The 12999-nt window shown below is 65.5% G+C and carries 14 protein-coding genes; 3 read left to right on the top strand and 11 right to left on the bottom strand.

Annotation, left to right across the window (positions count from 1 at the left end; genetic code table 11):
• Positions 1-13: 13 nt before the first annotated feature.
• The 5 genes from VWN43_RS14750 to VWN43_RS14730 form a co-directional block, all read right to left on the bottom strand.
• Complete coding sequence (locus tag VWN43_RS14750) at positions 14-1354, bottom strand: S41 family peptidase (RefSeq protein ID WP_253520842.1); 1341 nt, start codon at positions 1352-1354, stop codon at positions 14-16.
• Positions 1355-1459: 105 nt separating this feature from the next.
• Entirely contained in the window at positions 1460-2671 is a 1212-nt protein-coding gene (locus VWN43_RS14745) for a murein hydrolase activator EnvC family protein (RefSeq protein WP_320181219.1), read from the bottom strand.
• 18 nt (positions 2672-2689) lie between these two features.
• Positions 2690-3112 carry a 23S rRNA (pseudouridine(1915)-N(3))-methyltransferase RlmH gene (locus VWN43_RS14740; RefSeq protein ID WP_320181220.1) on the bottom strand — a complete coding sequence of 141 codons (423 nt, stop codon included), beginning with the start codon at positions 3110-3112 and terminating at the stop codon, positions 2690-2692.
• A gap of 209 nt (positions 3113-3321) precedes the next feature.
• The gene (gene rsfS, locus VWN43_RS14735) at positions 3322-3741 is read right to left on the bottom strand and encodes a ribosome silencing factor (protein WP_320181221.1); all 420 of its coding nucleotides are present in this window, start codon (positions 3739-3741) and stop codon (positions 3322-3324) included.
• A gap of 57 nt (positions 3742-3798) precedes the next feature.
• Positions 3799-4461, bottom strand: coding sequence for a nicotinate-nucleotide adenylyltransferase (locus tag VWN43_RS14730; RefSeq protein WP_320182153.1), 663 nt, complete (start codon positions 4459-4461; stop codon positions 3799-3801).
• A gap of 378 nt (positions 4462-4839) precedes the next feature.
• Between VWN43_RS14730 and VWN43_RS14725 the strand changes: the two genes are divergently transcribed.
• Both VWN43_RS14725 and VWN43_RS14720 read left to right on the top strand, forming a co-directional pair.
• Complete coding sequence (locus VWN43_RS14725; RefSeq protein ID WP_330767646.1) at positions 4840-5874, top strand: M23 family metallopeptidase; 1035 nt, start codon at positions 4840-4842, stop codon at positions 5872-5874.
• 16 nt (positions 5875-5890) lie between these two features.
• Complete coding sequence (locus VWN43_RS14720; RefSeq protein ID WP_253520860.1) at positions 5891-6280, top strand: bactofilin family protein; 390 nt, start codon at positions 5891-5893, stop codon at positions 6278-6280.
• Positions 6281-6345: 65 nt separating this feature from the next.
• Here VWN43_RS14720 and VWN43_RS14715 read toward each other — a convergent pair whose 3' ends face one another.
• The 6 genes from VWN43_RS14715 to VWN43_RS14690 all read right to left on the bottom strand — a co-directional run bounded on the left by VWN43_RS14715 (position 6346) and on the right by VWN43_RS14690 (position 12617).
• Positions 6346-8019 (bottom strand): long-chain-fatty-acid--CoA ligase, encoded by a 1674-nt coding sequence (locus VWN43_RS14715; protein WP_320181223.1) that lies wholly within the window; start codon positions 8017-8019, stop codon positions 6346-6348.
• A 95-nt stretch (positions 8020-8114) separates the two neighbouring features.
• Complete coding sequence (locus VWN43_RS14710) at positions 8115-8840, bottom strand: DUF1013 domain-containing protein (protein WP_253520866.1); 726 nt, start codon at positions 8838-8840, stop codon at positions 8115-8117.
• A 104-nt stretch (positions 8841-8944) separates the two neighbouring features.
• Complete coding sequence (locus VWN43_RS14705) at positions 8945-10018, bottom strand: glycosyltransferase family 4 protein (protein ID WP_320182154.1); 1074 nt, start codon at positions 10016-10018, stop codon at positions 8945-8947.
• Positions 10019-10023: 5 nt separating this feature from the next.
• Complete coding sequence (locus tag VWN43_RS14700; protein WP_320181224.1) at positions 10024-10920, bottom strand: UDP-2,3-diacylglucosamine diphosphatase; 897 nt, start codon at positions 10918-10920, stop codon at positions 10024-10026.
• Between the two features lie 103 nt (positions 10921-11023).
• Positions 11024-11638: a glutathione S-transferase family protein gene (locus tag VWN43_RS14695; RefSeq protein WP_320181225.1), complete on the bottom strand. Its 615-nt coding sequence runs from the start codon at positions 11636-11638 to the stop codon at positions 11024-11026.
• On the bottom strand, positions 11631-12617 hold the full coding sequence (locus VWN43_RS14690) for an NAD(P)H-quinone oxidoreductase (RefSeq protein WP_320181226.1): 987 nt from the start codon (positions 12615-12617) through the stop codon (positions 11631-11633). The genes VWN43_RS14695 and VWN43_RS14690 overlap by 8 nt, the downstream gene beginning before the upstream one ends.
• A gap of 134 nt (positions 12618-12751) precedes the next feature.
• On the opposite strand from VWN43_RS14690, the gene VWN43_RS14685 reads away from it, so the two are divergent.
• On the top strand, positions 12752-12952 hold the full coding sequence (locus VWN43_RS14685; RefSeq protein ID WP_320181227.1) for a DUF1192 domain-containing protein: 201 nt from the start codon (positions 12752-12754) through the stop codon (positions 12950-12952).
• The last annotated feature ends 47 nt before the right edge of the window (positions 12953-12999 follow it).

The raw sequence follows: 12999 nt of genomic DNA, 5'->3' as shown, positions 1-12999 counted from the left end.
GCGGCGCTCTACCCTATTTCGCGCGCGCGGCAATGCTCTTGGGGCTCGTGCGGCGCAGCGTTTCGAGCGCGTAATAGAGCTGGAAATCCTCGATGCCCTTGTCTTTCAGCTCCTCCGCCGTCTGCAGGAAGCGCGGATCGGCGCGCGAATCCTTCTCGACCGCATCGTCGTCGAGCCCGATCTCGTTGATCAGGTGACCGCGCAGATCCGATTCGCGCATCTGGAACTTGGCCCGCTTGGCCAGGTCCGGGTCGGAGAGCTGCGGCACCGCGATGTCGGGGGTGATCCCGCCTTCCTGCACCGAATGGCCCGACGGCGTGTAATAGCGCGCGGTGGTCAGCTTGAGCGCGGCATCGCGGCCCAGCGGCAGCAGCGACTGGACGCTGCCCTTGCCGAAGCTGCGCTCGCCCATGACCACGCCGCGGCGATGGTCCTGGATTGCCCCGGCCACGATTTCGGAGGCCGAGGCGGAGCCTGCATCGATCAGCACGACGATCGGCAGCCCGGCGGCAATATCCCCGCGGAACACGGTCTCGGCGTCATAGGCGATGTTCTCGCCCCGCGCGCGGCCGCGCTGCGACACGATACGGCCTTCGGTGAGGAAAAGGTCGGACAATGCTACCGCCTCGTCGAGCGAACCGCCGGGGTTCGAGCGCAAATCGAGCACCAGTCCGCTGAGGCGGCCGGTGGCCTGGCTCTTGAGGTCTTCCCACGCGGCGAAGACATCGCTGCCGACATCGCGCGAAAATTCGTTGATCATGATGTGGCCGACATTGCCGTCGTGCAGTTCCCAGGTGACCGGTTCGAGCTCGATCACGCCGCGCGTCACGCTCACATCGAAGGGTTCGTCGCGGCCGGGGCGGAAGATCGTCAGTTCGATCGCGGTGCCTTCGCGTCCGCGCATCTGCGCCACCGATTCGTCGAGCGTCTGGCCCACGATCAGGCGGCCATCGAGATGGGTGATGAAGTCGCCCGCCTTGATGCCCATCTTGTCCGCCGGGCTGCCGCGGAAGGGTGAAATGACCTTTACTGCGCCGTCTTCGGCCACGACCGACAGGCCGAGACCCGAGTAATTCCCGTCGATCATCGTCTCGAGCCGCTGCAGGTCGCTGCCGTCGAGATAGCCCGAATGCGGATCGAGCGCGGTCAGCATGCCATCGATCATGCCGCGCATCAGCGTCTCGTCGTCGACCGGCTCGACATAGCTCGCCTTGATCCGCTGGTAGACCGCAAGGACCTTGGCGAATTCGGGGCCTGCGCGGCCATCGACCTGCGCCATGGTGGCGGTGGTCGCAGGAATCAGCGCGACGGCGGTCACGAGAGCGGCCGAACGGGCAAGGGCGGCGAATTTCATCGGCAAGAAGACTCCTTTGCGGGCGCATAACCTATGGTGTGCGACCGCTTAATGCTAGCTGAGCATGGTTGGTGCCCGTCAGGAAAGCGGTTTTCGACCGGCGGCCTAGCGCAAGTGGTCGAGCGGGTTCACCGGTTCGCCGCCCTGCCGCAGCTCGAGCGTGACCTCGCCGCGCTGTCCTGGCGCGACCCCGAGCGGCGAGCCCGCGGCAACCGCCTGCCCGACTGCGACATCGAGCGTGCCGAGCCCAGTAACGAGGCTGGTCCAGCCATTGGCATGTTCGACGATCACGATCCGGCCATAGCCGCGATAGGGCCCGGCAAAGGCGATCCGTCCTGCACCGGGGGCGACGACCTGCGCGCGCGGGCGCGCGGCGAGCGCGATTCCCGCCTGCCGCTGGCCGCTGGTGCCCGCTTCGCCGAAACCCGCGGTAATCTCGCCCGCGACCGGCAGTTGGTACTGCCGCGGTGGCTGGGTGGCGCTGGGGATCGGGCTCGGGGTTGCGGCGAGGCTCGCGGAAGCGGGATCGGCAGGGCGCGGCAAGGGTCCGGGCAAGGCGGCCAGCTGCGCGCGGAGCGATCCTGCTGCCTCGAGCCGTCCGACGAGCTGATCGAGATCGATCGCCTGTTCGGCGAGCACCAGCGCGCGTTGCGCCTCACGATCGGCCCCGCCCGCCGCCTGGCGCGCCTTGAGCCGTTCCTGCTCGGCAAGCGCGACCAATTGCTTGCGCCGCCCGACGAGGACCGTTTCGCTTTCGCGCCTATCGGACACGGCGGCGCGCGCTTCGGCTTCAAGCGTCCTGGCGCGGTCGAGATCGCCGCGCAGCGCGCTGGTCCGCTCGCGCACCAGCGGGATCGTGCTGGCGAGGACCGCGCGGGTATAGACGAGATCGCGCAGCGACCCGGGTTGCAGCGCCGACAGCGCGAGCGGGCGCCGCGACATCGACTGCAGCGCGCCGGTCAGCCGGACCAGCGGGGTCCTGCGCGCCGCCAATCGGCGGTCGAGCATGCGGCGCTCGCGATTGGCCAGCGCCAGCCGGGCTTCGGCCGCGGCGATACCGGCCTCGGCCTGTTGCACGCGTGCCGCGAGCGCCGCCGCCGCGCTACGCGCCTTTTCCGAAGCTTCGCGCGAGCGCGCGGCCTGCTGCTCAAGCCGCTCCCCGCGGGCCCGCGCATTGCGCTGCTGCACGCGTGCGGCATCGAGCTGCGCACGGGCATCCTCGGCGCTTTCGAGCGGGGTCGGCGCCTGCGCAAGCGCCGGCAGCCACAGCAGGCCTGCGGAAAGCGTAACGGCAAGGGCGGCGAGACGGCGGCTCATCGGGGCATTTCTGCCCGATCAATTGCTCCGATGATAGGGGTGGCCCGCGATAATCGTCGTCGCGCGATAGAGTTGTTCGGCCAGCATCGCGCGTGCCAGCAGGTGCGGCCAGGTCGCCGAGCCGAACGCAAGCAACAGATCGGCGTCGGCGCGTTCTTCCGCCGCATGTCCGTCCGCCGCGCCAAGCACGAAGCGGCATTCGCGCATGCCATCGTCGCGCCACCGTCCAAGGATCGCGGCGAGCTGTTCGGAGGAGAGGTCCTTGCCGCGCTCGTCGAGGAGCACGGTTTTGACCGGCGTCAGCGGATCGGGAATGCGCCCGCCGGTTTCGGGCAGCTCGGTGAATTTGACCGGCCAGGTCAGCCGCTTCTCATACCGCGCGACCAGGTCCGCCTCGGGCGAGCGGGCGATCTTTCCGCGGGCGATGATGTGGAGGAGCATGGTGTGTTGGTCTCAAGTTCCTGCGGCGCAGTTAATAGCCCAACCCGCTAGGCGGATGCTCCGGGCCTATCTGCCCATCAGTAGCGGTGTGGGCTACCAGTCCGGGCCGGAGGAGGCCCGGCTAGGGCGACCGCCCGCCCGCAGGGGCCCGCAGCGCAGCGCGGAACAGCCCCGAGGACGCTCGCGCGGAGGCGCGAGCGAAAAGCCGGTTAAGCCGTGCCGGCGACCGGTGGGGCATCTCCGAACGCCCACATGCGCTCGAGATTGTAGAAGCTGCGCACTTCGGGGCGGAACAGGTGGACGACGATGTCGCCCGCATCGAGCAGTACCCAATCGGCCGCGGGAAGCCCTTCGAGCTTCACCGGGCCAAAGCCGGCCTGCTTGACCTTCTCGGCCAGTTTCTGCGCCATTGCGGCGACCTGTCGGGTCGAGCGGCCCGAGGCGATCACCATGTGATCGGCAATCGAGCTCTTGCCCTCGAGATCGATGGTCACGACCTCCTGTGCCTGGTCGTCGTCAAGCTGCTGCAGCACCAGCTTGAGCAGTGGATCGGTGGTCGCGTCAGCCAAGTCGATGACCTGTGCCGATGCGGGTCCGGACGAAGCCGGATGGGTTTGCGCCTGAGTCATAGGCGGATGCGATACTCCTGAATTGAGAGGCTTGGGCCATGGAAGGGACAACGCGCGTCATGGCGCGGTGGTTTCCTCCCCCGACGGTATCAAGCGATGCGTCAACTGGTCCCTCGGAGGCGGTCCGGCGAAGCGTAAGGCCCAGTCGGGATCGCCGCGGCGGATTGCCGTGGCCGATCGTTCGTCGGGATCGAAACGCAATGTCACCAGTGCCGGTGCGCTCCATTCGCCCCTGTTCACAAAGCTGGACAATGGCACCGAAAAGCGCCGCAGCCAGGCCATCGCGGGGCTCGCGAGGGCAGCAGCATCATAGCCGGGCCGCGCGATGACTGCAATCGGCATCCTGCGGGCGATGTCGCGCCAGGCCTTCCAGCGGTGGAATTGCGCCAGATTGTCCGCTCCCATCAGCCACACGAAGTCGTGCTTGGGATAGCGTCGGGTGAGCGCACCGAGCGTATCGACCGTGTACCGCGTGCCAAGTTCGCGCTCGATCGCAGTGACGCGGATCGGGGCGCGCCGTGCCTGCACCATCGCCGAACGCACGCGCGCGGCGAGCGGCGCCATGCCCGCCTGCGGCTTGAGCGGGTTCCCCGGCGAGACCATCCACCAAACCTCGTCGAGCTCGAGTGCGCGCCGAACGAACAGCGAAATTCGCCGATGGCCGCCATGCGCCGGGTTGAAGCTGCCGCCGAGCAGACCGATTCGCCGCTTGCCGCGCATCAAATTCGGGCCTTGGGAAATTTGTCGCATTTATACAATGACTTGCTGGGCGCAGCCGAGGCAAATCGTAAGCTATTGGTAAACCACACTTTAATCTCTGACCTTCGGCCCGAGCCAAAATTTAGCGAGCGCTCAAACGACTCGTCCCACCGATGCTTCGACTCGTAGATTCTACGGGAACCGCGATTCGATTTCACAAGCAACCTTTGTTAGCTGTCTCAATGGGACATAAGAGACCATAAGGGACGGGTCGTTTTGAGCAATAACAATGCCAGCATTGGCTTGGGGGATCGCTTACGCAGCTGGTTTCCCGATCGCGAATTTTTCATGCGGTCGGAAGGCCAGGTTCGCTTCATCACCATTTCATCAAAGGTCCAGATGACCGCCGCAGCGGTGTCGCTGACGGCGCTGATCGTCTGGGCGGCCTCGATGGCGGGCGCGGGATGGTCGCAATATCGCGCCACCGCCGACCGCCTGTCGCTGCTCGACCGCGAGGCGAAGGTCGCCACCGCGACCGAACGGGTGAACGCCTATCGCAGCGATATCGATGCGGTCGCCACCGATCTGGCCAAGCGCCAGGAATTCATCGAGGACATGGTCGCTTCGCTGCCCGAAGACGTGAAGACCGCGGCCAGCACGAGCGATTCCGCCGGCGAGGCAAGCGAGACGATCAGCAAGGTCAGCCTATCGATCCCCGAAGCCAGCGCGCTGGCGAAGATCGAAGCGCGCCAACTGGTCTTCGTCGAAGGCCTGACCCGCTATGCCGACGCGCGCGCCCAGCGTGCCACCGTCGCGCTCAAGACGCTCGGCCTCGACCCCGCCAGCATGATGCGCAACGCCGACCGCAGCGCGATGGGTGGTCCGCTCGAGAATCTCGTCACCGATGCCGATGGCGGGATCGATCCGCGCTTCGAACGGCTCGGCCTGTCGATTGCCCGCATGGCGGCGCTTGAGCGGGGCCTCGAGGGGGTTCCGCAAGTGGCGCCCGCACGCACCGACATGATTTCGAGCGGCTTCGGCTATCGCCGCGACCCGTTCACCCGCCGCGGCGCGATGCACAAGGGTCTCGATTTCCGGGGTGCCGTCGGCACGCCGATCCAGGCCGCATCGGCCGGCCGCGTCAGCTTCGTCGGCTGGAAGGGCGGCTATGGCAAGACGGTCGAGATCTCGCATGGCAACGGGCTGATGACGCGCTATGCGCATATGTCGCGGTTCGACGCCAAGCCCGGCCAGCGCGTCGCGGCGGGCGAGACAATCGGCGCGATCGGCAATACGGGTCGCTCGACCGGCGCGCACCTCCATTTCGAGGTGCGGATCAACAATCGCGCGGTGAACCCGCGTACCTTCCTGGAGACCGCTCCCAATGTTCTCGAAGAAATCCGGCGAGCTCCCCAACTCGCCTCAGGCCAGTAATTCGGGACGCGAGCGTATGGCCAGCAAGAGCAATTCCACCTTCTCGGTCCTGGGATCGGACCTCACGATCACCGGCGATATCGAGGCGTCGGCCGATCTCCACATCGACGGGTCGGTCGAAGGCGACATCGCCTGTTCCTCGCTCGTGCAGGGCGAGGAAAGCCGCGTGAAAGGCGCGATCAAGGCCGAAACCGCGCGGCTAGCCGGAACGGTCGACGGATCGATTACCGCGCGCGAGCTGGTCATTCTCAAGACCGCGCGAATCACCGGTGATGTCTTTTACGACGCGCTGACGATAGAACAGGGCGCGCAGGTCGAAGGCCGCTTCGCGCATCGCGACGCCAAGGCCAAGGCGCCCGGGCTGACGCAGCCGGCGACCAAGCCGGAACTCGCCGTAGCCGGCTGAACCGATCCATTTCGGAGGGGAGGAGGGCCGCTTGCGCATGACGCGGGCGGCCTTCTCTTTATGGCCTAGTCGAGCACTTCGGCGCGCAGCGCCTTGCGGTCGAGCTTGCCGATCATCGTCTTGGGCAGATCCTCGCGGATGATAACGGCATCGGCACGCTCGTGCTTGCCCACGCGCGCGTTGAGCCATTGCTTGAGCTGTTCGCCGCTCGCTTCATGACTGGCCTTGAGCGTGACATAGGCCACCGGCATTTCGCCGTGATAGGCATCGGGACGGCCAATCACCAGCGCCTCCTTCACCGCCTCATGCTCGAGCAGGACGTCCTCGACCTGGCTCGGGAAGACCTTGAAGCCGCCGACCGCGATCATGTCCTTGATCCGGTCGACGATCTCGAGAAATCCATCGGAATCGACGGTCGCCACATCGCCCGTGCGCAGCCAGGTCTTGCCGAGATGTTCGACGAAAATGTCCTTGGACGCCTCGGGACGGTTCCAATAGCCCCGCATGACCTGCGGACCATGGAGCGCGAGTTCGCCCGGTTCGCCATCGGGCGCGATGACTGCCGGGTCTTCCTTGTCGAGCAGCAGCACTTCGGTCTGCATGATGACCTGGCCGATGGTGCCGGGCTTGCGCATCCCTTCATAGGGGTTGGCCGAGACCACCCCCGCACTCTCGGTCAGGCCATAGCCTTCGACCAGCCGGACGCCGGTGTCCGCCTCGAATTGCTCGCGCAGCGGGCCGGGCAGCGGCGCGCCGCCCGAAATGCACACCTTGAGCGTCGAGAAATCGGTCTTGGCGAGATCGGGATGGTCGAGCAACGCCTGGAACATCGTCGGCACGCCGGGGAACCCCGTCGCGCCATATCGCGCGATCGTCTGCAGCACCTGTCCTGCCTCGAACCGCGGGACCATGGCGATCGACGCGCCGGTCAGCACCGCATGGTTGAGCAACGCGGTATTGGCGAAGACATGGAAGAACGGCAGCGCGCCGAGAAAGACCTCGCCCGTCGGATTGCCGAAGGGGTTGAGCCCTGCAGTCTGCTGCGCATTGATCGACAGATTCGCATGGGTGAGCATCGCCCCCTTGGGCGTGCCGGTCGTGCCCCCGGTATATTGCAGCAGCGCGAGCCCCTGCGGATCGATTGCGGGCAGTTCGCCCGGGTTCCGCTCGCCGCTCTCCAAGAAGGTGCGCCACGGCAGGATCGATGGGCCGTAGGCTACCTTGGCGATCTTGCTGCGCGCGAGGACGCGCATCGCCAGACCCTTGAGCGTCGGCAGCATCTGCGGAAGCGAGCTGACCACCAGCGTTTCGAGCGCGGAGCCGTGCAGCACTTTTTCCGCGGTGGCGTAAAGCTCGGGCACATCGACCGTGACCAGCAGCCGGGTCCCCGAATCGGCGACCTGCTGCTCGAGCTCCTCGACCGAATAGAGCGGCGAGAAATTGACCACCACCGCCCCCGCCATCATCGCCCCGTAATAGGCGGCGACATAGCTCGGGACATTGGGCAGGAAGAGCCCGACGCGGTCGCCCTCGGCAATTCCCCGCGCCCGGAGGGCATGGGCAAAGGCCTGCGCATCGCTGAGCAGCTCGCGATAGGGGTAGGTGCGACCGAGGAAATGCAGCAGCGGCGCATCAGGCGAGGCCTGCGCTGTCCGCGCGAACATGGCGGGCAGCGCCAGCGCTTCGAAATGCGTATCCCATGGCACCGGGTGGTGGTTCGGCAGCTTGCTTACATCCATGTCAGTAGCATGGCCTCTCTCGCTTCAAAGGCAAGCAAAAAGGCGGGAAAAGCCATAGCCTTCCCCGCCTTCCGGAATTTTGTGCGTCGGCAGGTTCAGGCCTGGTCGGGTTCCGCAGTCTCGCCCGCGTCTTCGGCAGCGCGCTTGGCTTCGAGCCAGGCGGCGGCTTCGGCTTCCTGCACGGCTTCTGCAGCAGCCTTTTCATTGGCCTGGCGCTCGGCCCGCAGCTCCTCGATCAGCTTCTCGCGATCGCTGCCGCCGGTGGTTTCGACCGGTGCGGCTTCGTCTTCGATGCCGGCCTTCTTCGCTGCCTTGGCGACGACCGCGTCGAGTTCGCGCTGCGAACACAGGCCGAGCGTCACCGGATCCTTGGGCTGGATGTTCTGGATGTTCCAGTGGCTGCGCTCACGGATCGCGGTGATCGTGTTGCGCGTGGTGCCGATCAGCTTGCCGATCTGCGCATCCGAAATCTCCGGATGGTTGCGCAGGATCCAGGCGATGCCATCAGGTTTGTCCTGGCGCTTCGAGACCGGCGTGTAGCGCGGACCCTTGGTGCGGCTGACCGCAACCGGCGCGCGCTGCATCTTGAGCCGGTAATCGTTGTCCGCCTGTCCCTTTTCGATCTCGTCCTGCGTCAGCTCGCCCGAGTGGACGGGGTCGCGGCCGGTATATTTGCTGCCCGTGAGATCGTCCGCCATGGCCTGCACTTCGAGGATATGAAGGCCGCAAAACTCGGCGATCTGTTCGAACGACAGGCCGGTGTTGTCGACCAGCCAGGTGGCGGTCGCATGCGGCATCAGCGGTTTGGGTTGGTCGGCCATTGAAATGCCTTTTCTCGTCTTACGAAAATAGAAGGCCGCCCCTCGCGGAACGGCCGTTATCGTGCCGATGTAGGGGAGAGCGCCGGATTCGGCAAGCGAAAGCCTCAGGCCGCGGGAAGCTGGTCCGCCTCGAAAGCCGCGAGCCCGCTGAGGAACTGTCCCGTCGCGGCGGCCCAGCTGAAGCTTGCGCCATACCGGGCACAGGCTGCGCGGTCGCAGAAAAGGGCCGCACCGATCGCGCGGGCGAGTTCCTCACCCAATGCGCCGACCGCGCTGGTCACGATATCGCGCGGTCCGGCAACCGGATAGGCGGCGACCGGAGTCCCGCAGGCCAGCGCCTCGATCATGACCAGCCCGAAAGTGTCGGTCCTGCTCGGGAAGACGAAGACATCCGCCCCGGCATAGCACCCCGCCAGATCGCGCCCCGAACGCCGCCCCAGAAAGTGCGCGTGGGGATATTTCGCGCGCAGCGATGCCAGCGACGGTCCGTCGCCGACCACGACCTTGCTGCCGGGATAGTCGGCGTCGAGGAACGCCTCGACGTTCTTCTCGACCGCGACCCGGCCGACATAGAGCTGGATCGGGCGCGGCAGATCGGCAAATTCGGGCGGCGGCGGCGCATCGGGCGTAAAGCAGGCAAGGTCGACCCCGCGGCTCCAGCGGTGCAGCTGGGTCAGCCCATGCGCGCGCAATTCCTCGCTGATGCTCTCGGTCGCCACCAGCACGCGTTTGGCGGGACGGTGGAACCAGTGGATATACCGCCAGAACCATGCGGCGGGCAGATGCGTGCGCTTGGCGAGATAGTCGGGAAACTGTGTGTGATAGGCGGTGGTGAAGCGGATATCGTGCTTTGCACAATAGCGGCGTGCCGTCATGCCGAGCGGACCCTCGGTGGCGATGTGGATCGCCTCGGGCGAAAAGGCGCGCAGCCGGTTCGCCACCGCGCCCGGGACGGCCAGCGCCAGCCGGATTTCGGGATAGGTCGGACAGGGCACGCTGGCGAATTCGTCGGGCGAGACGACCAGCACATCGTGCCCCTGTTCGCGCAAGTGATCGCAAGTCGTGGTGAGCGTGCGGACGACGCCATTCATCTGTGGCAGCCATGCGTCGGTGACGATCGCAATCCGGTGCGGCGCGCTCGGCTGAACCTTGCAGATCTCGGCGCGCGCGCCGGACATCGAACTCACGCGGCCTCCGGGACCGATGGCGCGGCCGCCGGCTGCTCGGCTTCACGCCGGGCAATCTCATCGGGCCAGTGGAGGATTTCCATGGTCCCGTCGAAATGCTCGACCAGCGCGTTACAACCCTCGACCCAGTCGCCGTCGTTCCAATATTCGATCTGCTTGCCATCATGGTCGAAGGTGCGGAATTCGGCGGTATGAATATGGCCGCAGACCACGCCATCGACACCCCGTTCGGCTGCGGCACGGGCGACGACTTCCTCGTATTTCGAAATGAACTCGACCGCGTTCTTGACCTTGTGCTTGGCGGCCTTCGAGATCGACCAATAGGGCAGGCCCAGCCGCTTGCGCGCGCCGGCCACCCAATTGTTGAGCTTCATCATCACATGGTAGAGCGCGTCGCCGACGAAGGCGAGCCAGCGGTGCGCCAGCATGATGGTGTCGAATTCGTCGCCATGCAGCACCATCAGCCGGCGCCCGTCGGCAGTATCGTGGAATGCCGCGCGCATGATCTCGACTCCGCCCAGGTTCATCCCGCTGAACGGGCGGACCATTTCGTCGTGATTGCCGGGAATATAGACGATCCGCGTACCGCGCTTGGCACGCTTGAGGATGCGCCAGACGATGTCGTTGTGTTCCGGGGGCCAGTAGACCTTCTTTTTCAACCGCCAGCCATCGATGATGTCGCCGACAAGATACATCGTCTCGCTATCGGTGTGGTCGAGGAAATCGATCAGCAGTTCGTGATTGCAGCCCCTGGTGCCGAGATGGACATCGCTGATCCAGATAGTGCGAAACTCGCGCCGCTTGCCGATCGTGCGTTCGGGCACGCTCGGTTTGATCGACGGAAAACTGGCGACCTTGTGGACGGCATCGAAGTCGGTGGGCAGATCATTCATGGGCCGGGCTCCCCTGATGAGTATCAGGGCCAGCCATGGCGATGGATTGTTACGAGCGATTCACATTGCCGTTACGGATCGGCGACATTGCGACACTTTGGGTTCACCCCATGGGGATGAAATCGGGGAGCTGCGACACCCGTTCGATCCAGCGTTCGACCGCCGGATAGTCGCCCAACCCGAAGCCGCCTTCGTCCGCCACATGGGTATAGGCGAACAGCGCGATATCGGCGAGCGAGACGCTATCGCCCACAAACCAGTCGTGCCCGGCAAGATGGCCGTCCATCAGCGACAGCGCCTCGCAGCCGGCGATCCGCTTGGCCATCATCTGCGCCTTCTGCTGCGGCGAAAGCTGCGCGCTCCCGATGAAATGCAGCCAGAAACGCATCGTCGCGATGTTGGGTTCGTGGCTGTATTGTTCGAAGAACATCCATCGCAGCATATCCGCCTGGTCGAAGCTGTCCTGCGGAATCAGTGCGCTGCCCGAGGCGAGATACCAGCAGGCGGCATTGCTTTCGGGCAGGAAACGGTTGCCGATCTGCAGCACGGGGATGCGCCCGTTCGGATTGACCCGCTCGAGGAAATCGGGCGTGCGCGTTTCCCCGGCAATGATATCGTATTGCCGGGTTGCCAGCGGCAGGCCGAGCAGCGCGGCGGTGAGCTTGATCTTGTAGCAATTACCGCTGCGCGGATCCTCGTGGAGCGTGACCTCAGTCACCGGCTACCTCGAGCACGATCTTGCCGATATGATCGCCCGCCTCCATCCGCGCATGCGCGGCACTCGCATCGGCAAGCGCGAAGGTCTGGTCCATCACCGGTGCGATCGTGCCATCCTCGAACAGGGGCCAGGCATGATTGTAGATTTCGTCGGCGAGCAGCGCCTTGAAATCGTCCGCGCGCGGCCGCAGTGTCGAGCCGGTCAGCGCCAGCCGCTTGCGCATGACGGTGGCCATGTTGATTTCGGCCTTGAGCCCGCCGAGCACGGCGATGGTTACATGCCGCCCGTCATCGGCCAGACATTCGATATTGCGCGCGACGTAATCGCCCGAAACCATGTCGAGCACCACGTTGACGCCCTGGCCGCCGGTGAAGGTCTTTACCTCCTCGACGAAGTCCTGCGTCTTGTAATTGATCGCCAGATCCGCTCCCAGATCACGGATCGCCTGACATTTCTCCTCGCTTCCCGCAGTCGCGATCACGGTAATGTCGAAGGCCCGCGCCAGCTGGATCGCCATGGTCCCGATCCCGCTGGTTCCGCCGTGGACCAGCAGCGTGTCGCCATTCCCGGCCCAGCCCCGCTCGAACACATTGTGCCACACAGTGAACAGCGTTTCGGGGACTGCCGCGGCGACTTCCATCGTCATCGCCTTGGGCACGCGCAGGCAATGCGCCGAATGTGCCAGGCAGTATTCGGCATAGCCCCCGCCCGACACGAGCGCGCAGACTCGCCTGCCCAGCATTTCGGGCGGCGCACCCTTGCCGATCGCCACGACGGTGCCCGATACTTCGAGGCCCGGGACCGGCGAGGCACCGGGCGGCGGCGGGTAATAGCCCTGCCGCTGGATCACATCGGGCCGGTTGACCCCGGCGTAAGCGACACGGATCAGCACTTGGTTCTCGCCCGGTTGGGGCACGGGCAACTGCTCGGACCGCAACACCTCGGGCCCGCCGGGCTTGTCGAAACCCGTCGCTGACATCGTTTTCGGCAAATCTGCTGCCACTCGCGCCCCCATCGCCATTGTTCCCTGCGTGTCGTCCCTGCCACGCTTGGCCGTGCAATACCGCGCTGCCCCGTTGACAGCAACCACACAGAATTGCGACATTGGTCCCAATGGATGACGATACCCGTCCGCGCCCGCGAGGCGACGCCGCGAGCCTGCTTATGGCCGAGGACCTCGGCCCCTATTCGCAGGACGAACTGGCGGTGCGGATCGCACTGCTCGAAGCCGAGATCGACCGGGTCGAGAAACACCGCAGCTCGGCTGCCGCGCATCGCAATGCCGCCGAGGCATTGTTCGGGCGAAAGGAATAGTTGGTGATGCGGGGGCTGAAAATATTGCCCTGCGCACCCATATCCGG

Origin of the sequence: Qipengyuania sp. HL-TH1 (assembly GCF_036365825.1) — a bacterium.
Lineage (GTDB): Bacteria > Pseudomonadota > Alphaproteobacteria > Sphingomonadales > Sphingomonadaceae > Qipengyuania > Qipengyuania profunda.
Note: the sequence above shows the minus strand (reverse complement) of the source record. Positions and strands in the feature narration are given on the sequence as shown.